This window comes from Massilia pinisoli (assembly GCF_024753285.1).
GTDB classification, from domain to species: domain Bacteria; phylum Pseudomonadota; class Gammaproteobacteria; order Burkholderiales; family Burkholderiaceae_D; genus Telluria; species Telluria pinisoli.
On sequence record NZ_JANUGW010000012.1, the window covers coordinates 1 to 26,844 of the forward strand.

Annotated in this window: 22 protein-coding genes and 1 tRNA gene; 8 read left to right on the forward strand and 15 right to left on the reverse strand. The window is 66.4% G+C overall.

What is annotated here, in order from left to right:
• Window positions 1-116 precede the first annotated feature (116 nt).
• Window positions 117-530, forward strand: coding sequence for a lactoylglutathione lyase (gene gloA, locus NX784_RS16585; RefSeq protein ID WP_258817806.1), 414 nt, complete (start codon window positions 117-119; stop codon window positions 528-530).
• A gap of 68 nt (window positions 531-598) precedes the next feature.
• Here gloA and NX784_RS16590 read toward each other — a convergent pair whose 3' ends face one another.
• The 4 genes from NX784_RS16590 to NX784_RS16605 all read right to left on the reverse strand — a co-directional run bounded on the left by NX784_RS16590 (window position 599) and on the right by NX784_RS16605 (window position 3,769).
• Entirely contained in the window at window positions 599-1,924 is a 1,326-nt protein-coding gene (locus tag NX784_RS16590) for a TolC family outer membrane protein (protein ID WP_258817807.1), read from the reverse strand.
• 43 nt (window positions 1,925-1,967) lie between these two features.
• Complete coding sequence (locus tag NX784_RS16595) at window positions 1,968-2,291, reverse strand: rhodanese-like domain-containing protein (RefSeq protein ID WP_056438391.1); 324 nt, start codon at window positions 2,289-2,291, stop codon at window positions 1,968-1,970.
• Window positions 2,292-2,304: 13 nt separating this feature from the next.
• A complete protein-coding gene (locus tag NX784_RS16600; RefSeq protein ID WP_258817808.1) occupies window positions 2,305-2,958 on the reverse strand; it encodes a protein-L-isoaspartate O-methyltransferase family protein in 654 nt (217 codons plus the stop codon).
• 163 nt (window positions 2,959-3,121) lie between these two features.
• The gene (locus tag NX784_RS16605) at window positions 3,122-3,769 is read right to left on the reverse strand and encodes a TetR/AcrR family transcriptional regulator (protein ID WP_258817809.1); all 648 of its coding nucleotides are present in this window, start codon (window positions 3,767-3,769) and stop codon (window positions 3,122-3,124) included.
• 124 nt (window positions 3,770-3,893) lie between these two features.
• Between NX784_RS16605 and NX784_RS16610 the strand changes: the two genes are divergently transcribed.
• From NX784_RS16610 to recQ, 3 genes are all read left to right on the forward strand, one after another.
• Window positions 3,894-4,172, forward strand: coding sequence for a YkgJ family cysteine cluster protein (locus tag NX784_RS16610; RefSeq protein ID WP_258817810.1), 279 nt, complete (start codon window positions 3,894-3,896; stop codon window positions 4,170-4,172).
• Between the two features lie 99 nt (window positions 4,173-4,271).
• Window positions 4,272-5,105: an undecaprenyl-diphosphate phosphatase gene (locus NX784_RS16615; protein WP_258817811.1), complete on the forward strand. Its 834-nt coding sequence runs from the start codon at window positions 4,272-4,274 to the stop codon at window positions 5,103-5,105.
• A gap of 22 nt (window positions 5,106-5,127) precedes the next feature.
• Entirely contained in the window at window positions 5,128-6,948 is a 1,821-nt protein-coding gene (gene recQ / locus NX784_RS16620) for a DNA helicase RecQ (protein WP_258817812.1), read from the forward strand.
• Between the two features lie 120 nt (window positions 6,949-7,068).
• On the opposite strand, the gene trmB is transcribed toward recQ, so the two are convergent.
• Window positions 7,069-7,749: a tRNA (guanosine(46)-N7)-methyltransferase TrmB gene (trmB, locus tag NX784_RS16625; protein WP_258817949.1), complete on the reverse strand. Its 681-nt coding sequence runs from the start codon at window positions 7,747-7,749 to the stop codon at window positions 7,069-7,071.
• Between the two features lie 141 nt (window positions 7,750-7,890).
• Between trmB and NX784_RS16630 the strand changes: the two genes are divergently transcribed.
• On the forward strand, window positions 7,891-9,009 hold the full coding sequence (locus NX784_RS16630; protein ID WP_258817813.1) for a succinylglutamate desuccinylase/aspartoacylase family protein: 1,119 nt from the start codon (window positions 7,891-7,893) through the stop codon (window positions 9,007-9,009).
• A 9-nt stretch (window positions 9,010-9,018) separates the two neighbouring features.
• Here the strand turns inward: NX784_RS16630 and NX784_RS16635 are convergent, their stop codons facing one another.
• The 3 genes from NX784_RS16635 to NX784_RS16645 form a co-directional block, all read right to left on the reverse strand.
• Entirely contained in the window at window positions 9,019-11,703 is a 2,685-nt protein-coding gene (locus NX784_RS16635; protein ID WP_258817814.1) for a bifunctional diguanylate cyclase/phosphodiesterase, read from the reverse strand.
• 126 nt (window positions 11,704-11,829) lie between these two features.
• Entirely contained in the window at window positions 11,830-12,384 is a 555-nt protein-coding gene (locus tag NX784_RS16640) for a response regulator (RefSeq protein WP_258817815.1), read from the reverse strand.
• Between the two features lie 167 nt (window positions 12,385-12,551).
• Window positions 12,552-14,612 carry a hybrid sensor histidine kinase/response regulator gene (locus tag NX784_RS16645; RefSeq protein WP_258817816.1) on the reverse strand — a complete coding sequence of 687 codons (2,061 nt, stop codon included), beginning with the start codon at window positions 14,610-14,612 and terminating at the stop codon, window positions 12,552-12,554.
• A 290-nt stretch (window positions 14,613-14,902) separates the two neighbouring features.
• On the opposite strand from NX784_RS16645, the gene NX784_RS16650 reads away from it, so the two are divergent.
• Window positions 14,903-15,451: a PEP-CTERM sorting domain-containing protein gene (locus tag NX784_RS16650; protein WP_258817817.1), complete on the forward strand. Its 549-nt coding sequence runs from the start codon at window positions 14,903-14,905 to the stop codon at window positions 15,449-15,451.
• 207 nt (window positions 15,452-15,658) lie between these two features.
• Here NX784_RS16650 and NX784_RS16655 read toward each other — a convergent pair.
• A tRNA-Gly gene (locus NX784_RS16655) sits at window positions 15,659-15,732 on the reverse strand.
• Window positions 15,733-15,997: 265 nt separating this feature from the next.
• Here NX784_RS16655 and epsC point away from each other — a divergent pair.
• Complete coding sequence (gene epsC / locus NX784_RS16660) at window positions 15,998-16,921, forward strand: serine O-acetyltransferase EpsC (protein ID WP_258817818.1); 924 nt, start codon at window positions 15,998-16,000, stop codon at window positions 16,919-16,921.
• A gap of 43 nt (window positions 16,922-16,964) precedes the next feature.
• Here epsC and NX784_RS16665 read toward each other — a convergent pair whose 3' ends face one another.
• The 4 genes from NX784_RS16665 to NX784_RS16680 all read right to left on the reverse strand — a co-directional run bounded on the left by NX784_RS16665 (window position 16,965) and on the right by NX784_RS16680 (window position 22,074).
• Window positions 16,965-18,059, reverse strand: coding sequence for a TraB/GumN family protein (locus tag NX784_RS16665; RefSeq protein WP_258817819.1), 1,095 nt, complete (start codon window positions 18,057-18,059; stop codon window positions 16,965-16,967).
• Between the two features lie 124 nt (window positions 18,060-18,183).
• Window positions 18,184-19,212, reverse strand: a complete 1,029-nt coding sequence (locus NX784_RS16670) for a TraB/GumN family protein (RefSeq protein ID WP_258817820.1) — start codon at window positions 19,210-19,212, stop codon at window positions 18,184-18,186.
• A 112-nt stretch (window positions 19,213-19,324) separates the two neighbouring features.
• The gene (locus NX784_RS16675; RefSeq protein ID WP_258817950.1) at window positions 19,325-20,845 is read right to left on the reverse strand and encodes a UdgX family uracil-DNA binding protein; all 1,521 of its coding nucleotides are present in this window, start codon (window positions 20,843-20,845) and stop codon (window positions 19,325-19,327) included.
• Window positions 20,845-22,074, reverse strand: a complete 1,230-nt coding sequence (locus tag NX784_RS16680; protein ID WP_258817821.1) for a putative DNA modification/repair radical SAM protein — start codon at window positions 22,072-22,074, stop codon at window positions 20,845-20,847. Before NX784_RS16680 ends, NX784_RS16675 begins: the two co-directional genes overlap by 1 nt.
• Window positions 22,075-22,228: 154 nt before the next feature.
• On the opposite strand from NX784_RS16680, the gene NX784_RS16685 reads away from it, so the two are divergent.
• The gene (locus NX784_RS16685) at window positions 22,229-23,047 is read left to right on the forward strand and encodes an alpha/beta fold hydrolase (RefSeq protein WP_258817822.1); all 819 of its coding nucleotides are present in this window, start codon (window positions 22,229-22,231) and stop codon (window positions 23,045-23,047) included.
• Here the strand turns inward: NX784_RS16685 and NX784_RS16690 are convergent.
• Entirely contained in the window at window positions 23,029-24,609 is a 1,581-nt protein-coding gene (locus NX784_RS16690) for a tetratricopeptide repeat protein (RefSeq protein ID WP_258817823.1), read from the reverse strand. The two genes, NX784_RS16685 and NX784_RS16690, sit on opposite strands and share 19 nt — an antisense overlap.
• A 6-nt stretch (window positions 24,610-24,615) precedes the next feature.
• Window positions 24,616-26,838: a putative bifunctional diguanylate cyclase/phosphodiesterase gene (locus NX784_RS16695; RefSeq protein ID WP_258817824.1), complete on the reverse strand. Its 2,223-nt coding sequence runs from the start codon at window positions 26,836-26,838 to the stop codon at window positions 24,616-24,618.
• Window positions 26,839-26,844 lie beyond the last annotated feature (6 nt).

Genomic DNA, 26,844 nt, shown 5'->3' on the forward strand with positions numbered 1-26,844 from the left:
GGGAGCCCACCCTACGGTTGCCGTGCACGATGGGCACCCCGTGCCCACGATGGTCTGCACGAATCCACACGAGCGCATAAAATCCTCGCTTTCCCCACGAACCCACAAGGACAACAATGCGCATCCTGCACACCATGCTACGCGTCGGCGACCTGCAGCGCTCCATCGACTTTTATACGAAAGTGCTCGGCATGAAGCTGCTGCGCACGAGCGAGAACGCGGAATACAAGTACACGCTGGCCTTCCTCGGCTACGGCAGCAACCCGGACCACGCGGAACTCGAACTGACCTATAACTGGGGTGTCGACAAGTACGAGATGGGCTCGGCCTACGGCCACATCGCGATCTCGGCCGACGACATCTACAAGACCTGCGACCAGGTCCGCGCCGCCGGCGGCAACATCACGCGCGAGCCTGGCCCCGTCAAGGGCGGCACGACCGTGATCGCCTTCATCACCGATCCGGACGGCTACAAGGTCGAACTGATCGAGCGCCCCGACCATGCCGGCGGCGCGGGCCTGAGCAGCTGATCACGTCGTCACGGGCGGGTCATAAAAAAACGGCGCCGCGGCGCCGTTTTTAACATCGTGAGCAAGCCTTACGGCTGCTGCAGCAACGCATTGATCGGCTGCAGGTCTTCCTCGCGCAGCGAGCCCGCCGCGGCCTTCAGCTTCAGGCCGGCCAGGATCGTGTTGTAGCGGGCGCGCGCCAGGTCGGTGCGGGTCTGATACAGCTGGCGCTGGGCATTCAGCACGTCGATGTTGATGCGCACGCCGACCTGGTAACCGAGCTTGTTCGATTCCAGCGCGGAATTGCTCGACACCTCGGCGGCTTCCAGCGCCTTCACCTGCGCGAGGCCGCTGTTCACGCCGAGGAACGATTGGCGTGCCACCAGCGCGGCATTCCGGCGGTTCGCTTCGAGGTCGTTGCGGGCCTTGTCTTCCAGCGCGATCGATTCGCGCACGCGGCTCGTCACGGCAAAGCCGCTGAAGATCGGGATGCTGTACTGGATGCCGATGGAGTTGCTGTTGCTCTTGCCCGACTGGGCGAGCTGGCCGTTCACGTCGCGGTGCAGCGACGAGGCGACGAGGTCCACGGTCGGGTAGTGGCCGGCGCGGTTCTTCGAGATGTCGCGCTTGGCCGATTCCAGCTGCAGCTGCGCCACGGTAACGGCATAGTTCTGGTTCTCGGCGGCGGACACCCACTGGTCGACGTTGATCGGCTGCGGCGCCGTCAGGTTCACGCCCGTGCGCAAGGTGGCCAGGGTCGCCGGCGCCGTGCCGATGATGGCTTGCAGCGCCGTCTTCTTCGTCTCCAGGTCGTTGACGGCGGCGATTTCCTGCGACACGACGAGGTCGTACGCGGCCTGGGCTTCATGCGTGTCGGTGATGGTCTGCGTGCCGACTTCGAAGTTGCGCTTGGCGGATGCCAGCTGTTCCGTCACGGCGACTTTCTGCGCGCGCGTCGATTCCAGCGTGTCCTGCGCGGCCAGCACGTCGAAATAGGCCTGCGCCACGCGCGTGATCAGGTCCTGCTGGGCCTGCGCGAACTGGGCTTCCGAGATCGCTTGCTGCAGCTTGCTCTGCTGATAGGTTTCCCAGCGGTCCCAGCGGAACAGCGGCTGCTGCAGCGTGACCTGGACCTCGTTCGTGCGCAGGTTGGAACCGCCGCCCAGCAGCGGACTGTTGTTCCATGCGGTGAAGTCGGAGTTGTTCTTCGTGACGTCACCGGTGACGCCGACGGTCGGCAGCAAGCCGGCACGCCCCTGGGTGATACGTTCCCGACCGGCGGCGGCGGCCGCGCGGGCGCTGGCATAGGTGGCGTCGTTCGCCAATGCCTGCTGGTACACCTGGATCAGATCGGCCGCCTGGGCATTGAGCGAAAACGCGCTGGCCAACAGTACGGCGATGAGGGGCTTCTGCATTACTTTCTCCGTCGGAGTCATCAATTGTTAAGGACGCAGGTCGTCAATACTTCGGCATCGATGGATCGACCTGCACGGCCCAGGCGTGTATTCCGCCTGTGAGGTTGGTGATGTTGCTGAACCCGTTGCGCTCGAGGAAGGCGGCCACCTGCATGCTGCGCGCGCCGTGGTGGCACACGCAGACGATGTCCTGGCCGTCGTCCAGTTCGCTCACGCGGATCGGAATCAGGTTCATCGGGATCTGGGTCGAGCCCTCGATGTGGCAGGTCTCGAATTCCCAGTTTTCCCGCACGTCGAGCAGCAGCGGCTTCGGACGCGACGGGTCGGCCAGCCAGGCGGCCAACTCGGGTGCGGTAATGTGCTGCATCTTGCGTCTCCGCTCAGAACTGGAAGTGCGACGGCACCGGAGCGCCCGTCAGGTAGCGCACGTTGGTCTCGAACACCTTGATCGTGCCGTAGGTGTTTTCGCCAGTGCGCGTGATAATCGACGCTTCCATCACCGGTGCCTGGCCGATGATGGCGGCGATGCGGCCACCCACCTTCACCTGCTTCAGGAACGCTTCCGGCAGCACTTCCAGCGCGCCCGAGATCACGATCACGTCGTACGGCGCGCCTTTCGCCCAGCCTTCCGCGCCGTTGCCGGTCTCGACCGTCACGTTGTGGATGCCCGCGTTGGCCAGGTTCTTCTTGGCCAGTTCCGCCGTTTCCGGATTGATTTCCACGGTCGTCACCTTGGCGGCGCGGTGCGCCAGCAGGGCGGCCATATAGCCCGAACCGGTGCCGATTTCCAGCACGGTCTCGTGCTTCCGGACGCCCACTTCCTGCAGGATGCGCGCTTCGAACTTCGGCGCCAGCATGGCGTCGCCGCCCGGCAGCGGGATCTCGACGTCGGCGAACGCCAGGTTCCGGTACGCCGCCGGCACGAACTGTTCGCGCTTGACGACGTGCAGCAGGTCGAGCACATCCTGGTCCAGCACGTTCCACGGACGGATCTGCTGTTCGATCATGTTGAAGCGGGCTTGTTCGATATTCATCTGTAGACTCGGTGGAAAAATAAATAATCCGATATTTTATCGTTGAACGGCTTCAGCAAACATATCTTAACGACATGCTGCCGGACGCCAGGGGAAATTGCGACAGTCTGCAGTTTAAGGGGCATGAAACCCTGAAAACCGTGTCTTGACGTAGGAAAATAGATCACGCGGCCGATGCGGCCGGTAACAGGCCATGCAGCGCCATGTCGAGGAACGTGTCGAGAAAGGCCTGCGGTTCCAGTTCGCCACGGGGGCATGGGCCCACGGAATGCTTCCAGATGATCAGGGTGAGCATCGGGGCGACGAGCACCTGGGTCATCGTGTTTACGTCGATGCGCCGGAATTCGCCGCGCGCGATGCCGCGCTCCAGCATCGACGACATCGCCCGGGTGCCGCGGTTGATGACTTCTTCCTGGTAGAAGCGGGCCAGCTCGGGGAAATTGTCGGCTTCCGCCATGACCAGCTTGATGATGCCGGACGCCTTCGTCGCGCCCAGCCGCTGCCACCACGAGTGGATCAGGTGGCGCAGCAGGTCGGCGCTGTGGCCGTCGAATTCGGCGACGGACGCTTCCGCCTCGCCGATCACGGGCACGATATTGCTGCGCACGACGGCCTTGAACAGCTCTTCCTTGTTTTCGTAATACAAATACAAGGTGCCCTTCGACACGCCGGCGCGGCGCGCGACGTCTTCCAGGCGTGTGGTGGCATAGCCACGCTCGACGAACAGGTCGATGGCCGCCTCGAGCAACTCCTGGGGCCGCGCGTCCTTACGGCGCTCCCAGCGCGGCTTGGTGTCAAAAGGGCATGGCATGCTTCTGTCCGACAACTAACTGTTGAGTCAGCAAATATAGACCTGGGGATAGGGCCAGTCAAGAACCCTGAGGATAGAGCGCTGTCGGTAGTATACTGGCTGCTTGCCTGCCGCCGGTCTTTACATGCCTATCCCGTCTCCCCCCGTTTCCTGCCGCCCTGGCTGCGGCGCCTGCTGCATCGCCCCGTCGATTTCGTCGCCCATCCCCGGCATGCCGGACGGGAAGCCCGCCGGCGTGCGTTGCGTGCAATTGGACGAGCACAACGGCTGCAAGATTTTCGGGCAGCCGGACCGGCCCCGCGTCTGCGGCAGCCTGCCGCCCTCGCGCGAGATGTGCGGCGACACGCGCGAGCACGCGATGCTGTTTCTGTCCGAACTGGAGCGCTTGACGGCCTCCATGTAGACACGGTAACTCGACGGCGAGCCCCTTCCTCATGGTAAGCTTGCGGCCCGCGCAACACCATCCGCGCATGACCCCAACCCTACCGAACGCATACACCAAATGGATATCATTCTCGCTCTGAAAGCGATCATCATGGGCCTCGTCGAGGGCTTCACCGAATTCCTGCCGATCTCGTCCACAGGTCACCTGATCCTGGCCGGTAGCCTGATCAATTTCACGGGCGAAGTGGCCAAAGTGTTCGAGATCGCGATCCAGGCCGGCGCCATCTTCGCCGTGATGTGGGAATACCGCGCGCGCATCGGTGCCGCTGTGGGTGGCGTCGCGTCCGATCCACGCCAGCAGAAACTCGTCCTCAACGTGATCGTCGGCTTCCTGCCGGCGGCCGTGCTGGGCGTGCTGTTCATCAAGGCGATCAAGGCGCATCTGTTCGCGCCGGTGCCCGTGGCCACCGCGTTCATCGTCGGCGCGTTCGTGATCCTGTGGGCGGAACACCGCCACAAGGTACTGCCGGGCGCACACCGTGTCGAGACCGTCGACGACATGACCGTGCTCGACGCATTCAAGGTCGGCTGCGCGCAATGCTTCGGCCTGATCCCGGGTACGAGCCGTTCCGGCGCCACGATCATCGGCGGCATGCTGTTCGGCCTGTCGCGCACGGCGGCCACCGAATTCTCGTTCTTCCTCGCGATTCCCACGCTGCTGGGCGCGACCGTGTATTCCGTCTTCAAGGCCCGCCACGCGCTGCACGCGACCGACCTCCCGCTGTTCCTCGTCGGCGGCGTGACGGCATTCATTTCCGCCTTCCTGTGCGTGCGCTGGCTCTTGCGCTTCATCAGCACGCACACCTTCACGGGATTCGCCTGGTACCGTATCGTGTTCGGTGTGGTCGTCCTGATCACCGCCCATTTCGGCTGGGTCGTCTGGGCCGATTGAATCTCAGGCAGCAAGCACCATCATGACGAGCGACATCCAGCAACGCGCGCTGCAGATCCTGCAGACGGTATTCGGCTACCCCGCCTTCCGCGGACAGCAGGCCGACATCGTCGAGCAGGTGGCGTCCGGCGGCGACGCGCTCGTCCTGATGCCCACCGGCGGCGGCAAGTCGCTGTGCTACCAGATTCCCGCGCTGCTGCGCGACGGCGTCGGCGTCGTCGTCTCGCCGCTGATCGCCCTCATGCAGGATCAGGTCGACGCGCTGGCGGAGGTGGGCGTGCGCGCCGCGTTCCTGAATTCCACGCAGACGTTCGAGGAAACCCTGCGCATCGAGCGCATGGTGCGTACCGGCGAGCTCGACCTCGTGTACGTGGCCCCCGAGCGCCTGATGACGCCGCGCTGCCTCGAGCTGTTCGAGTCGGCGCACATCTCGCTGTTCGCCATCGACGAGGCGCACTGCGTGTCGCAATGGGGCCACGACTTCCGGCCCGAATACATCCGCCTGTCGATCCTGCACGAGCGCTTCCCGCACGTGCCGCGCATCGCGCTGACGGCAACGGCCGACCAGCTCACGCGCGCGGAAATCGCCCAGCGCCTGCAGCTGGAAGAGGCGCGCCAGTTCGTGTCGTCGTTCGACCGGCCGAACATCCGCTACGCCATCGTCGAAAAGACGAACGCCCGCAAGCAGCTGCTCGACTTCATCTCGACGGAACACCCGGGCGACTCCGGCATCGTGTACTGCCTGTCGAGAAAAAAGGTCGAGGAGACGGCGGAATTCCTGAACGAGAACGGCATCCGCGCCCTGCCCTATCACGCCGGTATGGAGCACCCGCTGCGTGCCCACAACCAGGCGCGCTTCCTGCGCGAGGACAGCATCGTGATGGTCGCGACGATCGCGTTCGGCATGGGCATCGACAAGCCGGACGTCCGCTTCGTCTGCCACCTCGACCTGCCGAAATCGCTGGAAGGCTATTACCAGGAAACGGGCCGCGCGGGCCGCGACGGGCTGCCGTCGAACGCCTGGATGGCCTACGGCCTGCAGGACGTCGTACTGCAGCGACGGATGATCGACGAATCGGAGGCCGACGAGAATTTCAAGCGCGTGCTGTCGTCGAAGCTCGACGCGATGCTGGGCCTGTGCGAGACGCTGAGCTGCCGCCGGATGCGCCTGCTCGAATACTTCGGCGAGCGCTCGGGCCCGTGCGGCAATTGCGATACGTGCCTCATTCCGCCGACGTCGTTCGATGCGACGGTGCCCGTGCAAAAGCTGCTGTCCGCGATCTACCGCGTCGACCAGCGCTTCGCCGCGGGCCACGTGATCGACGTGCTGCGCGGCGTGTCGTCCGAACGCATCGTCCAGTGGCACCACGACAAGCTGTCCGTGTTCGGCGTCGGCGCGGAACGCAGCGAGCAGGAATGGCGCGCCATCGTGCGCCAGACGATCGCGCTGGGCCTCCTCACCGTCGACCACGACGCGTTCAGCTCCTTGAAGCTGACGGAGGCTGCGCGCCCCGTGCTGAAGGGCCAGCAGCCGGTGCAGCTGCGCCAGTACCAGAAACCCGTGAAGCCGAAGCGCACGTCGGCGCCGCGCGCGAGCTACGAAGAGATGGAATTGTCGAAGTCCGAACAGGCGATCTTCGACAAGCTGCGCTGGTGGCGCGTGGAGACGGCGCGCGCACACGGCGTGCCCGCGTACGTCGTGTTCCAGGACGCCACCTTGCGCGAGATCGCCAAGGTCAAGCCTGTGTCGCTGGACCAGTTGCGCGGCGTGTCGGGTGTCGGCGAGAAGAAGCTGACCTCGTACGGCGACGAGATCGTCGGCATCATCAGCGAGATGGTGTAACCAGGAGCGGTAGGGTGGACGGCTCAGCCGTCCACGCGTCCAACGATCCGAAATGTCGCTGCAACGCATGCGGGAATTGAACGCGTGGACGGGAAACCCGTCCACCCTACGCCTACCGAATTATCGCTTGGTGAACACGAGGTCCCACACGCCGTGGCCCAGTTTCAGGCCCCGGTTCTCGAACTTGGTCAACGGCCGATACGACGGCTTCTCCGCATACCCCTCGGCCGTGTTCTGCAGCGCCGGCTCGTTGCCCAGCACGTCCAGCATCTGCACCGCGTAATCTTCCCAATCGGTGGCGCAGTGGATGTAGCCGCCCGACGCCAGTTTCTCGCACAGCAGCTTCACGAACGGCGGCTGGATCAGCCGGCGCTTGTTGTGGCGCGCCTTGTGCCACGGGTCGGGGAAGAAGATGTGCACGCCGGCCAGCGAACCGTCGGCCACCATATTGTTCAGCACCTCGACGGCATCGTGCTGGATGAGGCGCAGGTTGGGAATGTCCTGTTCGCCGGCCAGTTTCAACAGGCTGCCGACGCCGGGCGTGTGCACCTCGACGCCGATGAAATCCTGGTCCGGCATCGCCTTCGCGATGTGCGCCGTCGTGTCGCCCATGCCGAAGCCGATCTCCAGGATCAGCGGCGCCGTGCGGCCGAACGCGGCGTGGAAGTCGCACGGCGCCTTGCGGTATTCGATCAGGTAGCGCGGGCCGTAGGCTTCCAGCGCACGTGCCTGGCCGGTCGACAGGCGGCCGGCGCGGGTGACGAAACTGCGGATGCGGCGTTCGGTCGGGTCGTAGAGCATGGGGCGGCCCTGCTCGTTGGTAGGCGTATCGGCGGACATGGGAGATCGATGAAGAGTGATGAAAAAGCGGGCGCCATTATAACCCGGCGCTTGTGCGCACCGATCTCGGACATAATGCGTCTGTTGCAACGAGGAGCCACCATGCGCCAGCAGACCCACCCCATCGCCACCGAAGACAACGTCGCCGCGTACCGCCTGACGTCCTTCCATTACGGCACGCCGGGCCGCGGCAAGAAGGTCTACGTCCAGGCGTCGCTGCATGCGGACGAGGTGCCCGCGATGCTCGTCGCGCACGTGCTGCGCCGCGAACTCGACCGGCTGGATGCGGAGGGCAAGGTTACGGGCGAGATCATCCTCGTGCCCGCGGCGAATCCGATCGGGCTGTCGCAAGTGATCCACGGCGCGCCGTTCGGCCGCTTCGACCTGGCGACGGGCACCAATTTCAACCGCTCGTACCGGCACGTGGCCGACGCGCTGAAGGCGTCCCTGCAGGACAAGCTCGGTGCCGACCCGGCCGCCAACGCCGCCCTCGTGCGCGGGCACGCGCGGCGCGAGGTGGCGGCGTGGCTGCCGAAGAACGCGACGGAAGAACTCAAGAAGACGCTGCTGGGCATGGCGATCGACGCCGACATCATGCTCGACCTCCATTGCGACAACGAGGCCGTCCTCCACATGTACACGGGTACGCCGCTGGCCGACAGGGTGAAACCGCTGGCAGCGCTGATGGGAGCGCACGCCGTGCTGCTGGCGACGGAATCGGGCGGCGAACCGTTCGACGAGGCGTGCAGCCGCGTGTGGTGGGAACTCGGAAAACACTTCGGCGACCGCTTTCCGATCCCGCTCGGCTGCGTGGGCGTGACGGTCGAGCTGCGCGGCGAGAACGACGTGCGCTACGACCTCGCCGAACGGGATGCGCACGGCCTGCTGCAATACCTGGCGCGCGAAGGCGTCGTCGACGTTCCGGTCGAACCGCTGCCGTCTCCGCTGTGCGAGCCCACGCCGCTGGAAGGCGTCGAGCCGCTGCACGCGCCGCATGCGGGCGTGCTCGTGTTCCTGAAGAAGCTGGGCGACAAGGTGCAGGCGGGCGATGCCGTCGCCGACATCGTCGACCCGGTCAGCGGCAGGACGACCACGTTGCGCCCGACGCAATCGGGCGTGCTGTTCGCCAGCACGGCGCACCGTCACCTGCTGCGCGGGATGCACGTCTGTAAGGTCGCCAGCGCGACGGCGTGGCGCAGCGGGAGCCTGCTGGGTGCGTAGCGGCAGGCGTCACGCGGCCAGCGCGTCGTCGAACAGGTAGCGCTGCGCCAGCAGCGGCGCGATCGACGCCGCCGGCAGCGGGCGCGCGACGAGGTAGCCCTGCACCTCGTTGCAGTTCAGCGCGCGCAGGATCGTCAACTGCGCCTCGTTCTCGACGCCTTCCGCGACGACCTCCATCCCGAGCGCGTGCGCCATCGACACGATCGCCTGGAAGAACACGGTGCCTTCCTTCGAGCGTCCCAGTTCGGCCGTGAACGAGCGGTCGACCTTCAGCACGTCCATCTTCATGCGCTGCAGTTGCGACAGCGACGAGTACCCGGTGCCGAAATCGTCCACGTGCAGCTTGACGCCCAGCGCGCGGATCGCCGCGAGTTCCGCGAGGATCTCGGCCTGGTCGCCCATCATCGCGGACTCCGTGATCTCGACCTCGAGCAGGCCGGCCGGCACGTGGTAGCGGGCCAGCGCGTCGGCCAGCTCGCGCTGCACGCCGCCGCGCAGGAACTGCTTCGGCGAGACGTTGATCGACACGGGCACCGGCACGGCGCCCTGCGCGCGCCAGGCGGCCAGTTGCGCGCAGGCGGCGTCGATCACGATGGCGCCGATCGGCACGATCAAGCCGCTCGACTCGGCCAGCGGGATGAATTCGTCCGGACGGATCATGCCCAGCTGCGGATGCTCCCAGCGCAGCAGCGCCTCCATGCTCAAGAGCTCACCCGTGCGGGTGTCGACGCGCGGCTGGTAATGCAGCACGAACTGGCGCTTGTCGATCGCTTCCAGCAGGCGCTGGCGCAGCTGGGTGCGCGTCTTGAGGATGTTCGACTGCGCATGGTCGAAGAAGCGGTACTGGCCCTTGCCTTCGGCCTTCCCGGCATACATCGCGATGTCGCCGTGGCGGATCAAGGTAGCCGCGTCGAGGCCGTCGCGCGGGTACACGGCGATGCCGACGGAGGCGCCGATCATGTGCTGGTCGTCGGCGATGGCGAACGGCTTGCTGAACGCGTCGACGATGCGCGTGGCCACGACGGCCACCTGCTGGTCGCTGTCGAAGGGGCTGAGCAGCACGACGAATTCGTCGCCGCCGAAGCGCGCCACGCTGTCGCCCGGACGCAGCTGCGACAGCAGGCGCTCGGCCGCGAGCTGCAGCAGGCGGTCGCCGATGGCGTGGCCGTGCGTGTCGTTGACCTGCTTGAATTCGTCGAGGTCGATGAACAGCAGCGCCGCCCCGTGGCCGCCGTCCTCCGCGCGCGCCAGCGCGGCCGGGACGAAGTTCAGGAACCAGTGGCGGTTCGGCAGGCCCGTGAGGCTGTCCTCGTTGGCGAGGCGCGCCAGCTGCGATTCGTGTTCCTTGCGTTCGCTGATGTCCTGCAAGGTCACGGCGAGGACGTCGCCCACGCGCACGATGCGGCGGTGGCCCCAGCGGATGTTCAGGCGGTTGGTGTCGGGCATGCGCCGGTCTTCCTGGTGGAAGCCGACGGCCAGCGCCGTCCGGTAGTTCGTGGCCAGGTCGTCGAACGAGACGCCCTGGTGCAGTTCCGAGATCAGGCTGCCGACCAGCTCCGCGCGCGTCGTGCCGTAGAACGACGCGCCCCGTTCGTTGCAATCGACGATGCGGAAGTCGACCGTCTGGCCCTTGCGGTCGCGCACCGGCGCGACCATGTAGAAGCCGTCGTTGCCGCTCTCCGTCGCGGTGCGGTAGGCGCGCTGGATCTCGGCCCGCTCGCCCGCCCGCGCGCCTGCGCGCAGCGACAGCAGGCTCGCGCCCAGTGCCACCAGCACCAGCGCGGCCGTGGCGAGCAGCATGTGGTTGCGGCTGTCGGTCCAGTAGGCGTCGGCCGCTTCCAGCACCGCGGTGTGCGACAGCGCGACCAGGGTCACGAGCGGATACGCGCTGGAACGGCGCCAGCCCAGCACGCGCGCCTCGCCGTCGGCGAACCCGCCCGGCCCCGTGACGAGCTGCACGCCGCGCGCGACGGGCCAGCGGTCGGCGTTCGCGGGCAGCAGCGCCGCGGCGCCCTGGGTGCGCACGACGCCGCGCGCATCCTGCTCGACGCGCAGGTTGTTTTCGGTGCCGACGAGGGCCAGCAGGCTGCCCGGGCCCAAGGTGGGGGAGCTGACGAACGACGTGAAATACGCGGCGTCGACGGCCATCAGCAGCACGCCGTCGAATTCGTCGTCGGCCGTGTCGAGGCGGCGCGTGAACAGGATCGTGCCGTGCGCCTCGTCCAGCTCCGGCGGCGGCACGCCGATGCGCAGCGCCGTCGAGATGTTGTCGCGGTGCTGGACGAAGAACGCCGCGTGCGCGAGATTCAGCGTGCGTCCGTGGATGCGGCTGGACGAGCGGATCGTGCCGTCCGGCCCCACGACGCTCACGTTGACGAACGCGGCATCCGTGAACATGCCGTCGCGGCGCATGTTCTCGATGAGGTTGCGGTCACGCGCATGCTCCCAGCTGTGCTTGAGCTGCATCGTGATCTGGTCGACCTGCGCGACCGAGCGCGTGACGTATTGCTCGTAGGCCTCGGCATACGCGTCGGCTTCCTTGAACGCCTGCTCTTCGGCACGGCGGCGTTCGGCGCCCGCGTGCAGGATGGTTGCGGTCCAGAGGGCCGCGCAGGCGAGCAGCGCCAGCGCGGGCCACAGCAGCGCGAGGAATCGATGGGTGCGCGGGGCGGTGTGCGCACTGGGCTTGGACATGCGGTTTCCGTCAGAAGGCGCGCGCCGGCGGCACACGCTCAGTTACTGTTCAGCAACGCGCAGTGTAAGAAATGAAAGTGACAGGTTGATGACAAGTCGGCACGGCAATATGACGGCTTTGCAACGTCATTCCGGTACGCCGCCGGCCAGTGCACGCGCCAGCGCATCGACGTCGGCCGGCTTCACGAAATGGTAATGGAAGCCCGCGGCGGCCGACGCGTCGCGGTCCTGCTGCTGGCCATAACCCGTCAGGGCGATGAACAGCGCGCCCGCGGCCTGCGGCAGCGTGCGGATCTGGCGCGCCAGCTCGTGGCCGTCCATGCCAGGCAGGCCGATGTCGAGGACGAAGGCGTCGAACGCGCCTTCGCGCGCGCAGACGAGCGCCTGCAGCGGATCGTATTCGACGGCAGCCTCGTGGCCCAGCACCTCCAGCAACATCGCCACCGTCTGTGCCGCATCGGCATTGTCGTCGACGACGAGCACGCGCCGGATGCCCGGCCCAGCGGTCGCGCGAGGGGCATGGCCGGCCTGCGGGGACGCGGGCGCCGCAGGCCGTCCGCCATGGCGCTCGACGGGCCTCTTGGCCGGCGCGGGCGCCACGTCCGTAGTGTCCGGATGGACCAGTTCGGCCCACGCGGTATCGTCCTGCGTCCCTTCGATTACGTCGATGAGTTCGTCCATACGCTCGTTCCCGTATCCGGCCGCGCCGCGGCATGACATGCCAATGGTACGAAAATATGCGCCGCGGGCGCGCAGCCCACGCATGCAGGATGCATCCGCGCGACACATGCACCAAGAATATCCCTACTGGTTCCGGGCGGCAATACGCGCACGATTGAATCTGCGGATCAGCGTCGCGCCTCCGCCAACGCGAGCACTTCGTTGACCTCATTCAAGTCGGCAGGCTTGACGAGATAGTGGTCGAACCCGGCCTGCTGGGCGTCCTCGCGGTCCTGGTTCTGGCCGTAGCCCGTGAGGGCGACGAGCGTGGCGGCAGTGTTCTCCGGCTGGGCGCGCAGGCGGCGCGCCAGTTCGTAACCGTCCATGTCGGGCAAGCCGATGTCGAGCAGCAGCACGTCCGGATGCTCGGCCCGCGCGCGCGCGAGGGCTCCGCGTCCGTCGTACTCGACGCTGACGACATGGCCGTGCGCTTCGAGCAGCGCGGCCAGCATCTGGGCGGCGTCGGCATTGTCGTCGACGACGAGCACGCGCAGGCGGCCGTTGTCCGGCACCGTGGCGGCGTCCCCGCCGACATCGCGCGCCTGTGCGGGCGGGCGTGCCGCGCAGCACGGCAGGGAAATCGAAAATTCGCTGCCCTGCCCCAGGCCGTCGCTGCGTGCCTGCACGGTGCCGCCGTGCAGGCCGACGAGGCTCTTGACGAGCGCCAGGCCGATCCCCAGCCCGCCCTGCGACCTGTCCGGCGTGCGCTCGGCCTGCGTGAACAGGTCGAAGATGTAGGGCAGGACTTCCGGCGCGATGCCCATGCCGTTGTCGCGCACGGCGACGGTGGCCTGCCCGTCGTCCACGGTCACGGCCAGCGCGATGCGGCCGCCGGGCGCCGTGTACTTGGCGGCGTTGTTGAGGATGTTCGAGATCACTTGCACGAGGCGCGTGCGGTCGCCCGTCACGTGCACCGGCCGGTCCGACGGCTGCAGTGTCAGCGCGTGGCGGCGCGTGTCGATCAGCGGCCGCACCTGCTCGACGGCCGCGGCGACGATCGCGTTCAGGTCCAGCTCTTCCTTCTCCAGCGTGACGAGGCCGCGCGTGACGCGCGAGACGTCCAGCAGGTCGTTGACGAGGTCCGTCATGTGCTCGGCCTGCCGCACGATGATCTCGCTGGCGTTGGCCGTGCTCTTCACGTCGAGCCGGCCGAGCTTCAGCAGCTGGGCCGCCGTCATGATCGGCGCCAGCGGATTGCGCAGCTCGTGCGCCAGCATCGCGAGGAACTGGTCCTTCTGGCGGTTCGCGGCGCGCAGCTCGTCCTCCACGAGCTTGCGGTCCGTGACGTCGCTGCCTTCGACGAAGATGCCGTTCACCTGGCCATTGGCATCGCGGATCGGCTGGTAGACGAAATCGACGTAGCGCTCGTCCAGCGGGCCGTCCGGCTCGCGCTGGAGGCGCACGGGCAGCGCGTGGCCGACGAACGGCTCGCCCGTCGTGTACACGCGGTCGAGCAGTTCGAGGAAGCCCTGGCCGACGATTTCCGGCAGCGCGTCACGCGCGCGCTTGCCGACGATGGCGCGGTGGCCGATGAGCTGCATGTATGACTGGTTCGTCAGCTCGAACACGTGCTCGGGACCGCGCAGCACGGCCATGATGCCGGGCGCCTGCGCGAACAGGCCGCGCAACCGCTCGTTCTCCTCGTCGCGGTACTGCTCGGCCAGCACCTGGTCGGTCACTTCGACCACGGCGCAGTACATGCCGGGGATAGCCCCGGTCTCGTCGCGCACGGGTGAATACGAGAACGTGAACCACGTGGGCTCGTCGTAGCCGTGGCGGTTCATGACGAGGTACAGGCGGTCGGCATACGTCGCCTCGCCGCGCAGGGCGCGCTCGATCAGCGGGGAGATGTCGGGCCAGATCTCGGACCAGATGTCGTGGAAGCGCCCGCCGAGCGCGGCCGGGTGCTTGTCGCCGAGGATCTCGCGGTACGAATCGTTGTACAGGAAGCCCAGCTCCGGGCCCCAGGCGACGAACATCGGGAACTTCGAATTCAGCAGCAGGCCGACGACCGTGCGCAGCGCCTGCGGCCACGCGCGCGGATGCCCCAGCGGCGACGCGGACCAGTCGTGCGCACGCATCATGGCCCCCATATCGCCGCCGGCGCTCAGGAACATCAGGGGGCCGGCGCTGTCAGGCAGGTCCGGGTGCAGGGCAGCTTGGTCAGACCATCGTCCGTCTTCTTGCATGATTGATACTGGTAGGGGCAACAAGATCAGTGTGCCATAAGGGGCATGTCACAGGCGCGCACGGCTGCGCGGCGGAAATGACAACCGAAACCGCGACATGTACACGGGTCTTTTTACAATCTTGTCAGCATATCATTCCCTCGGACAACCGACCACTCAGCTGTCGGCATTTTTTACACTTGCGTGCAGTCTGTCTTATGCATTTCCGATAAGTTCCTGAAAACAATTGATATTTCTCAGTTGGCACGATTAATGCTTATAGACAACAAACATTTTCCAAGGGAACTGCCATGAACAAACTGCTCGCCTCGCTGACCATCGCCCTGTTCGCCCAGGCCGCTCACGCCGACGTCGTCAAAGTCGACTTCACCACGAAATACGACTGGAGTGGCTCGCTCAGCACGATCGATCCGATCGCGAGCCTGACGCTGTCGCTGAACCAGAACGGCACCGTGGCCGCCACGCTCGACACCGCTGCCAACCAGAACTGGTATGGCGTGGCGCTCGATTCCGGCTGGCATTTCACCTCAACCGACATGACCCAGGGCAGCGGAACCAGCTGGGGTACTTCCTTCGGCTCGTTCGGTACCGGGCTGGTCTGCTTCAATAACTGTGCGGGATCGGTCTCCTGGACCATCTCGGACTACAACGGCCCCCTCACCTCGGTCCGCCAGGTGCTCGACGGCGGCGGTTCCGCCTACGACGCGTTCTTCTACACCGGCATGCAATACGCCGGCGATGCGGTCGACGCCTCGGCCGTGCCGGAACCGGCCAGCATCGCGCTGCTGGGCCTGGGCCTCGTCGGCGTTGCCACCGGCCGCCGTCGCAAGGCGCGCTGATTCATCGACATCTGAACAACTGCGGCGCGCCCGGATAAGCATGTGGCGTGCCGCGGATGACGGACGATAGAAGACTGTGTGTGGAACGAGGCCTGCGGCTGGGCTAACGCATTGCCGTGGATTGTTCTGAGTCAGAACGAACAGGTTTTCGTGGGGCGCCATGCATTTTGTGGAGCAATGATCAAGGCGCTTCGGCGTCTTTTTCATTGGAGCGGGTGAAGGGAATCGAACCCTCGTCGTAAGCTTGGGAAGCTTCTGCTCTACCATTGAGCTACACCCGCGTTGCCTGCATTCTACGCGGGATTGCCCTCGATTGACAACGACGGGGGCCGGCAGCCGCCGTATTGACCGCGCTCAGGCCGCCGGTCACACGCCTTAGACGTTTTCAGCATGAGCTAGTGCCGAAAAAAACGTTGGGCCAGCCATGGACGAGCTCGTATATTGCCAACTGGTCCATCAATACAGCGGAGGCACCGTGGCGCTCGCCGAATCATTGTCCACATTACGGCCGTACCTGGGCGGCAATCGCTGCCAGGAGCACGACTGATGGCCGACTTCGACATCAACGCGATCGTGCGCGACCTGCACGCCGCGCGGCGCCAGTGGCGCCAGGCCCATCGCCCCTCAGGCGAAGTGCGCGGCATCGAGTTCCCGTCGCGCGACGCGCTGGCGGGCATCGTGGCGCAGCTGAAGGGCGTGCTGTTTCCGCTGCGCCTGGGGCCGCCCGACCTGCGCGAGGAAAGCGAGGACTTCCACGTCGCGCACGCGCTCGACACCGCCCTGCACGCGCTGCTGCGCCAGGTGCGCATCGAGCTGCGCTACAGCGCCGCGCTGCGCCACCTCACCGATACCGACATCGAGCAGCAGGCGCTGGACGCCACGCGCGCATTCGGCGCTGCCCTGCCCGGCATCCGCATCCTGCTCGACAGCGACGTGATCGCCGCGTACCAGGGCGACCCCGCCGCGCGCAGCGTCGACGAAGTGCTGCTGTGCTATCCGGGCATCCTCGCGATGATCCATCACCGCCTCGCGCATCACCTGTACGGGCTCGGTCTGCCACTGCTGGCGCGCATCGTCGCCGAGCTGGCGCACGGGGAAACGGGCATCGACATCCATCCGGGAGCGACGATCGGTGCCGGCTTCTTCATCGACCACGGCACGGGCGTCGTGATCGGCGAGACGGCCGTCATCGGGCAGCGCGTGCGCCTGTACCAGACCGTCACACTGGGGGCCAAGCGCTTCCCCGAAAATGCGGACGGCACTTTGCAAAAGGGTTTGCCGCGCCATCCCGTCGTCGAGGACGACGTCGTGATCTATGCGGGCGCCACGCTGCTGGGCCGCATCACCGTCGGCAAGGGCGCCGTCATCGGCGGCAACGTCTGGCTCACGCACGACGTGCCGCCGGGCGCGCACGTGGCCCAGGCCGCGTCGCGCGAGGACTGTCCGGGGCTGCCCGGCGAGCCGGCGTGACGTACGCCGACCGGTCCGCTCACCTGTCCGCTCACCTGTCCGCTTACCGAGGGCTCTCGACCGCGTAGCCCTTGGCCTGCAACGCGGCCAGGTAGCTCGTCGGGCCGACGATGTCCTGGATTTCCAGCACGGCAAACGTGGACGCATTGCCGGCCAGCGCCTTCTCCGCCGCGCGCAACCACGACAGGCGCAGGCGTTCGCGCATCTGGCGCAGCGCGGCGGCATCCTTCGCGATCGAACTGTTCAGGATCGCATCGAGGCAGGCATCGCGGCGCTCGGCGAAATTCAGGCCGCGGATCTGGCCGATGTCGCCGTTGGCCCAGGCATTCGCGCGCACGCGCATCGTCTCGAGGTCGACGTCCAGGCTGTCCAGGGTCTTCGTGAAGCAGACGAGGTCGTCGACCTGCGAATTCTTGAAGTCGCGCACGAGCTTGCGCGGGTCGTCGAGCATCACGTCGTAGCCGGAATCGCTCATCCTGACCTTGTTCTTTTTCGCGATGTCCTCGATCGTGCCGAGCACTTCGCTGCCGTAGCTCAGGCCGCTCTGCTTGAGGCCTGCGAGCAGCAATTCCTCGCCGGCGAACACGGGCCGGTAGTGCTCGACGCCGTCGTCGTCGCCGATGTATTTCGCCTTCAACGTCGTCCAGTGCGCATACACATCGGCGGGGACGACGTCGTGCAGCACGGCGTCGTCCGGATTGCGCTTGATGCCGATGAGGCTGGGCAGTGCGGTCAGCCCGCGAAAAAAGCCGATATGGGCTTTCGCGACGGGCGGCATCAAGACTTCGTCCGACTTGGCCACGAGCCGCTCCACGCGCGACGCATCCCACTGCATCTTGTGCGGCAGCGGCGCATACGTCCCGAACACCCACATCACATGCGTTCCCTTCGACACTTTCCACACGCCAGGGCCGGGACGGCGGCCTTCGACGACCACCGTGGCCGGCACGGCATCGGCGGCAATGGCGGGATCGGACGCAGGCATGGCGGGCTGGGCGGCAGTTGCGTCGGCGACGACCGGCTGGGCGGCCGGCGTCGCGGTCGGCTGCCCGGCCTCGTCCTTGTTCTGGGCCAGCGCCGGCAACGCCAGCAAGCCCAGCCACAGCGCCCAGGCGTGGCGCAGGGTTCTCTTTCTCATCGGGTGGCATCCTTATTGTTGTGTACTGCAAGCTTAACGTTCAGGATGCAGCCGCGACTACAGGCAAATGCAACGAAGTGTTACAACTCTGACATGCATATGTAACAACCTCGCGCCGTACGCCTCACTTCGGGCTCTCGACCGCATAGCCTTTCGCCTGCAGGTCGGCCAAGTAGCCGTGCGGACCGACGATGTCCTTCATCTGCAGCAGGGCAAACGTCGACGTGTTGTCGGCCAGTGATTTCTCGGCCGCTTTCATCCAGTTGGCGCGGATGCGCTCGCGCACGTTCTGGAAGGCCGAGGTCGTTTTGGCGAGGGAACTGTTCAGCACCGCGTCCGCACAGACCTCGTCCCGCTCCGCCAGGTCCAGGCGCGCGATGGCGGCGATATTGCCGTCGGCCCAGGCATTGGCGCCGGCGCGCATCGTACCGATGTCCTTGTCCAGGTTCTCGACGGTCCGCGTGAAGCATGCCAGGTCTTCCATCTGCGCCTGCTTGAACGCCTTCAGGGTGGTGCGCGGATCGTCGAGTTCGATGCCGAGCATGGTCCACGTCAGCTTGACCTTGTTCTGCTTGGCGATCTTTTCGATCCGGCCCGACACGTCCATGTTCTGGACGAGACCGTTCTTCTTCAAGCCCGCATGCAACAGCTTCTCCGCTGCGAAGATCGGGCGGTCGCGCTCCACGCCATCGTCGTTGCCGATGTACTTGTCTTTCATGACCTGCCAGTGCGCGTACACGTCCGGCGGCAACACGTCCTGCAGCTTGGCGCCATCCGGATTGTTTTGCAGGCCGATCATCGTCGGCAGCATGGTCAATCCGCGCCACCAACTCATGCCGACGGTGAAGCCCGGCGGCTGCAGCACTTCCTGCGACTTGGCGACGAGGCGCTCGACATGCGATGCATCCCATTCCATCTTCTGCGGCAGCGGCGAGTACAGGCCGAACACCCACATCACGTGGTCGCCTTTCGACACCTTCCAGACGCCGGGCCCGGGCCGGCGCCCCTCGACGACGACGGTGGCCGGGGCGGGCTCCTCGGCGGCCGCCGGCTGCACGGCCGCGGCAGGCGCCTCAGGCGCGGCCGCCGTCTGCGCCAGCGCGGGCAAGGCCAGGAAACTCAGGTACAACGCGCATGTCGTGTGTTTGCTCATCGTGCATCCCTTTGTTGTTGTGTGCGCAATAGATTAGCGCCAGGGATGGGCCCCGCCTATCGGGGCAACGAACTGTTACATTTTTGACATGCATATGTCGCGACGGCAACGCTCACGCATCGGGTACGTCGACAGGACGGTGCAAGAGGTCGTGCGCGAGCTTGATGCCCTCGACCATCGTGTTGAACGCATCGCGCTTCGCGTCCTCGCCGGGCACGCGCAGCACGTACGACGGGTGGTACGTGGTGACGACCCAGCGACCCTCGTGGCGCAGCGGCTTGCCGAGGGAAGTCTTCAGCGTGACGTTCGCCGTGCGCAGCACGGATTTCAGCGCGGTGGCGCCGAGCGCGACGATGACGGTGGGCTTCACGCCCGCCAGCTCCTTGTCGAGCCAGTAGTGGCAGGCCTCGATCTCGCGCTGCGCGGGCGTCTTGTGCAGCCGACGCTTGCCGCGCGGCTCCCACTTGAAATGCTTGACGGCGTTGGTGACGTAGATCGTGTCGCGGTCGACGCCGGCCGCATCGCACACGCGGTCGAGCAGCTTCCCGGCCGGACCGACGAACGGCTGTCCCGCGAGGTCTTCCTGGTCGCCCGGCTGCTCGCCGACGAACATGATCTTCGCCCGTTTCGGGCCTTCGCCGCCGACGGCCTGCGTGGCGAACTCCCACAGCTCGCAGCGCCGGCATTCGTCCAGCGTGGACGGCTGCTGGCGGTCGGGCTGGGCGTCCTCGGGGGCGATAGGGATCGTCGTGCCCTTGCGCTGGCCGACGGCCTCGTACTGGCCCACCTTGCGCGCGCCCAGCGCGGCCGCGCTCACCATTTGCGGGACGATCTTCGCCTCAGGCAGGTTTTTCCACCGATCCGATTGAATATGCTGGTGCATGACGTCCGTGTTCAGGCGCGCCGGGTTGAACACGCTGCGGTAGTACGTCAGCCACAGGGCTTCGCCCGTGTCCTCCAGGTCGGCGGCGTCGCGCACCAGGGGGCCCGTATTGTGCAGCGTGTGGCCGTCCCACAGGACGCTCGCGTCGGGCGTGGCGATCATCCAGCTGATCTTGCCCATGCGCGCGACGAAATGCTCGGCCACCTGGGGCAGCACATCGTGGCGCGGCTCGTACCAGGCGACGAAACGGGGCGGTCCGGCTTCTTCGGGGCGCTCGCGGAAGCGGATATAGGCATGCATGTCGTGTTCCTCGCGGTGCACCGCCTTCACCATCGCATGCAGGCGCGCGCCGTCCTCGTCGGCGGGCGACTGCACGTCGTACTCGCCCTGCTGCCAGCGCCAGATCACGCGGTACAGGAACGCCCAGCGGTCCGGCACGCGGCAGCACGCGGCCGATTGCAGCATCTCCATCAGCGAACGCGGGATATGCGGCGCGGGCCGCTGGGGCTCGGTCGGCGGTGAGGAAGGATTATGCGGGGCCTCGGCCGTCGACGGCGCACCCGAGACCGGATCGGTGCCCGCCAGCAGGTCGTCCATGTGCGGCGCGCCCCACGTCACCTGCTTCGGCGGGATGCCGTGGACGAGCAGTTCGCGCGCGGCCTCGCGCCATGCGGCGAACGTCTCGACGACGAGCGGCCGCCCGGCCCGGACCAGCGCATCCGCGGGTTGGAGGGCGGCGTGCGCATCCATCATGCGGCCTGCAGCTCCGGCCACAGGTTCATCTGCTGCGGGGCGTCGGCCAGGTTACGCCGCAGCAGGTCGGACGACGCGGTGCCTTGCGCCGGCTTGTAGTCCGCCGTGATGACGAACGGGGCCAGTTTCTTCAGGCTGCAGCGCAGGCGCGACAGGTCTTCCCAGCGGATGCGCCGCAGCCGCCGCAAGTCGATCAGGCGCTTCGCCGTGCGCAGCCCGATGCCCGGCACGCGCGCGATCATTGTCTCGTCCGCGCGGTTCAGGTCGAGCGGGAAATGGTCGCGGTTCGCGAGCGCCCAGCCCAGCTTCGGATCGATGTCGAGCGCCAGGTTGCCGGCCGCGGGCATCAACTCCTTCGCCGTAAAACCGTAGCCGCGCAGGAGAAAATCGGCCTGGTACAGCCGGTGCTCGCGCAGCAGCGGCGGCGGTGCGGACGGCACGCTGGACGGGCTTTGCGGGATCGGGCTGAACGCCGAGTAGTACACGCGCTTGAGCTTGTAGCTGCCGTACAGCGTCTGCGCCGTATGCAGGATCGTCCGGTCGTCGCTCGCGTCCGCGCCGACGATCATCTGCGTGCTCTGCCCCGCGGGCGCGAACACGGGCGCCTTCGGGTGGTCGTCCTTTTCGTCCAGCTTCGTGCGGATCGAACCCATCGCGAGCTTGATCGTCTGGACGTTCTTTTCGGGCGCGAGCTTCGTCACGCTGTCCTGCGTGGGCAGCTCGATGTTCACGGACAGACGGTCGGCATAGCGGCCCGCCAGTTCGATGAGGCGCGGGTCGGCATCGGGGATCGTCTTGAGGTGGATGTAGCCGCGGAACAGGTGGTCCTCGCGCAGGCGGCGCGCGACCTCGACCAGCTGCTCCATCGTGTAGTCGCTCGACTGGATGATGCCGGAGCTGAGGAACAGGCCGTCGATGTAGTTGCGCAGGTAAAAATCGTGCGTGAGCTTGACGACTTCGTCGACGGAAAAGCGCGCCCGCGGCACGTTCGACGTGCGCCGATTCACGCAGTACTGGCAGTCGTAGACGCAGAAATTCGTCAGCAGGATCTTGAGCAGCGAGACGCAGCGCCCGTCCGGCGTATAGCTGTGGCAGATGCCCATGCCGTTCGTGGCGCCCAGCCCGTCCTTGTCGACCGAGTCGCGCTTGGGCGCGCCGCTGCTCGCGCACGAGGCGTCATACTTGGCCGCGTCGGCCAGGATCTCGAGCTTGTCTTTAAGTTCCATTGCGCCGCCAATACTGTATATATGTACAGTATATCGCAAATCGCGGCGGCCGCGCCGTGCGCGAACGCACGGTTGCGGCGCCATGTTTATCCGACGGCGGCTATTTCACGATGTTAATATCGACGGATCGCCCCCATGCCGGTCAGGATTCACCATGTCTGTACAGTTCCGCAACAACGTCCACGTCACCGGTGCGGGAACGACGACGATGGTGTTCATCCACGGCTTCGGCTGCGACCAGACCATGTGGCGCCACCTCGCGCCGACCTTCGCCGACCGCTTCCGTGTCGTGCTGTACGACCTGACGGGCAGCGGCCGCTCCGACCTCTCCGCCTACGACCGCACGAAGCACGGCAGCCTGCAGGGTCACGTGACGGATCTGTTCGAAATCCTCGACGCCTGCGCGGCCGGCCCCTGCATCGTCGTCGGCCACTCAGCGGGCGCGTCGATCGGGCTGCTGGCGACGGTCGCGGCGCCAGAGCGCTTCGTCGCGCAGGTGCTGGTGGGGCCGTCGCCGTGCTACCTCAACGACGGCGACTACGTCGGCGGCTTCAATCGCGAAGACATCGACGGCCTGCTCGATGCGATGGAGACCAACTTCATCGACTGGTCGCGCAAGATGGCGCCCGCGATCATGGGCGCGCCGAACCAGCCGGCGCTCGGCGAGGAACTGGCGCGCAGCTTTTGCCGCAACGACCCCGCCATCGCCAAGCATTTCGCGCGCGTGACGTTCAACACGGACGTGCGGGCCGACGTGGTGAAGTCCACCGTGCCCGCGCTGATCCTGCAATGCAGCGACGACCTGATCGTGCCGCGCGAAGTGGGCGACTGGCTGCATCGCCACCTGGCGCACAGCACCTTGCGCGTGATCGACAACGTGGGGCATTGTCCGCACCTGAGCGCGCCGACGGCGAGTTCGGATGCGATCGAGTCGTTCCTCGCGCAGACGTTGCGTTACGCGGCGCCGATATAACCGTTGGCCTGAGCGAGCAGCGCAGGCTCCATGCGCGCACTCACGCGCCGGAGGTAGTTGGCGGCCGGCGCGATGCCGGCGGCGCCCGCGCGGTGCAGCCACGCGTACGCTTCCACGAGATCGCTCGGCACGCCCTGCCCCGCCGCATACATCACGCCGAGGTTGAACTGCGCGCGCGCGTGCCCCTGACGCGCGGCGCACAGGTACCAGAAGTGCGCCGCTTCGTAATCGCGCTCCGCGCCGTGGCCGCTGTCGTGGCGCAGGCCCAGCGCGAACTGCGCGAGCGCGTGGCCCTGCTCGGCCGCCTTGCGGTACCACAGCGTCGCCTGGCGCGGATCGACGGTGCCCGTGTCGTCGCGGTCCAGCAGTTGCCCCAGCGCGTACTGCGCGGGCGCGTAATCCTGGTCGGCCGCCTTGCGGTACCAGTACGCCGCTTCGCGCTCGTCCTGCTGCACGCCATTGCCGCTTTCAAAACGCAGCGCGAGGTCGAACTGCGCACGCAGATGGCCCTGCTCGGCGGCCTTGCGATACCAATCCAGCGCGGCGGCAGGATCCTGCGCGACGCCGTGCCCCGCATCGTGCAACTGGCCGAGGTGATACTGCGCACCGGCGAAGCCCTGCTCGGCCGCCTGGCGGTACCAGTGCGCGGCCTGCGCGTGATCCTGCTCGACGCCCTGGCCGTGTTCGTAGCGCAGGCCGAGGTTGTCCTGCGCGGCGGCGTGGCCCTGCTCGGCCGCGCGCCGGAACCATGCGAGCGCCAGTTGCGGATCGCGCGCGACGCCATGGCCCGCATCGTAGATCAGCGCGAGGTTGAACTGCGAGCTCGCGTGGCCCTGCTCACCCGCGCGGCCGTACCACAAAATCGCCTTCTCGCTGTCCTGCGGCAGGTCCTGGCCCTTGTCGTAACGGAGGCCCAGATTGAACTGCGCGGGGGCATAGCCCTGCTCCGCGGCCTTGCGGAACCAGTGGATGGCCTGCTGCACGTCGCGCGCGATGCCCTGGCCGCTGTCATAGCGCAGCGCCAGATTGAACTGCGAGCGCGCGTAATTCTGCTCGGCCGCCTTGCGATACCAGTCGACGGCTTGCGCGACGTCCTGGGCGACGCCCTTGCCGCCCTCGTACATCATGCCGAGATTGTGCTGCGCGCCCGGGTCGCCCTGCGCGGCCGCCTTGCCGAACCAGTGCAGCGCCTCGTGCACGTCGACCGGAGTGCCCTGTCCCTTCGCGTACAGCCACCCCAGGTTGTACTGAGCCTGCACATAACCCTGTTCGGCCGCCTGGCGATACCAGTACAAGGCCTGGCTCAGGTCCTGCGCGACGCCCTGGCCCTTCTGGTACATCACGCCTAGGTTGTACTGGGCCTGTTCGAGGCCGCTGCTCGCGGCCATGCGATACCACGCGACGGCCAGTTCGTAGTTGCGCGGCACGCCCTGCCCGTTCACGTACATGAAGCCCAGGCTGTGCTGAGCCGTGGCGACGCCGCGCTCGGCCAGCGCTTTTACGCGCAGGAACTCCGCCGTGTGGCGGGCCTCAAGCTCGCGGCGTGCGGCCTGGTCGGGCATGGCGCATCAGGCCTGGAAGGCGAGGATGTTCGACGCGCCCGCCGGCAGTCCCTGCGTGCACAGCACGTCGATGAAGCGGCTCAGGGGCATCGGGCGGTGGTACAGATAGCCCTGCATCGTCAGGCAGCCGTTCGAGCGCAGGTAGCGCGCCTGCGAATCCGTCTCGACGCCTTCCGCGATCAGGTTCAGGCCCAGGCCGCGCGCGATCGAGATGATGGCGAGGACGACCGGATAATGCCCGTGCTCGTCGTGGATCTCCTTGACGAACGACTGGTCGATCTTGATCGTGTGGACGGGGAAGCGGTGCAGGTAGGCCAGCGACGAATAGCCGGTGCCGAAGTCGTCGATCGCGACGGACACGCCCAGCTGGCCGAGTTTGTTCAGCTGCTCGATCGCGTGCTGCGGGTTGCGGATGCAGATGTTCTCCGTGATCTCGACTTCGATCTGGCTCGGCGCGATCCCGTAGCGCACCAGCGCGCCGCGCATCTTTTCGAAGAAGTCGCCGCGGTCGAGATATTGCGGCGACAGGTTCAGCGACAGCCGCACCTGGTTGCCGCCGATGTTCTTCCACTGCAGCATATCGCGGCACAGCGCACCGATCATCCAGTCGGAGATCGGCAGCATCAGGCCATTCTCTTCGGCGAACGGCAGGAACTCGCCCGGCGAGACGATGCCGCGCGTCGGATGGTTCCAGCGCATCAGCGCCTCGGCGCCGACGATGCGGCCGCTGATCGCGTCGATCTGCGGCTGGTAATACATCTCCAGTTCCTCGTTCTCGAGCGCGCGCCGCAGGCTCTGCTCCAGCGCGATCTTCTGGTGCGACACGTCCTGCATCGACGGGTCGTAGAACGCATGGCCGTTCTTGCCCTGGCCCTTGATCTGGTACATGGCGATGTCGGCATGGCGCAGCAGCTCGTCGATCGATTCGCCGTGCACCGGATACACCGCGATGCCGATCGATGCCGAGATGTGCACGGCGTGGCCGTCCAGGTCGAATGGCGCCTGCAGCACCTCGAGGAATTTGTCGGCCACCATGCGCGCGTCGTCGCGGTCGCGCAGTTCCGGCAGCACGATCGTGAATTCGTCGCCGCCCTGGCGCGCGAGTGTGTCGCCCTTACGCAGGCATTCCTTCAGGCGGCCCGCGGCTTGCTGCAGCAGCTCGTCGCCCTTCACGTGGCCCAGCGTGTCGTTCACGAGCTTGAAGCGGTCAAGGTCGATGAACATCACGGCGAGCTCGGTCTGCTTGCGCTTGGCCTGGATGACGGCGAGCCCCAGGCGGTCCTTGAACAGGATGCGGTTCGGCAGGTCGGTCAGGATGTCGTGGTATGCCTGGTACGAGATCACTTCTTCCGCGCGCTTGCGGTCCGTGATGTCGCGCGCGACGCCGTAGGTACCGTAGAACTCGAGCTTGCGCACTTCCTGGTCCGGGACGTGCATGCCGATGGCGTTCAGCGAGATCGTCATCAGCGTATTGTTGAACGTGCGTTCCTGGTTGGCGCCCGCGTGGCACTTCAGGCGCAGCTCGACGTTGCGCGACGCGCGTTCGTCGACGCGGCGCTCGTTGAACACGTAGCGCGCGCGCTCCAGGTCTTCGTCGTGCACGAGGATCGAGTAATGCTGGCCGATGAGTTCTTCGCGCTTGTAGCCGAGCAGCTGGTACGCGCGGTCGTTGATGAAGGTGAACTTGCCTTCGTGGTTCAGCGTGTAGATGATGTCGGGCGAGCTGTCCACCAGGTAGCGGTACATCTTCTCCGAGTTTTCCAGCTGGTTCGCGATGCGCGCGTTGGCTTCTTCCAGGCGGCGCTGCTTCAGCGCGTTCGCGACGGTCTTCAGCAGCTCCTCGCGGCTGTACGGCTTGCGCAGGTAGTCGTACGCGCCCCGTTTCAGCGCGCCGATCGCGGCATCGATGCCGACCTCGCCGCTCATCACGATGACGTCCGATTCGATGCCCTTCTGATTGATGAAATCCATGATCTCGTGGCCGCCGATGTCGGGCAGGCGCAGGTCGAGCAGCACGAGGTCGAAGCGCAGGCGCGACAGGTGCGCGAGCGCTTCGCTGCCGGTGGACGCCGTGACGAGCTGGTAGCCGCGGCCCTGCAGCAGTTCGTACAGGGAGGCGAGCAGGCGGGGTTCGTCGTCGACGAGCAGGAGTCGGGGCTGGTCGTTGCCGAGCGACGTTTGGACGTCGTGGGGGCTGGACGACGGGGCGCTGGCGGAGAATGGATTCATTGTTGC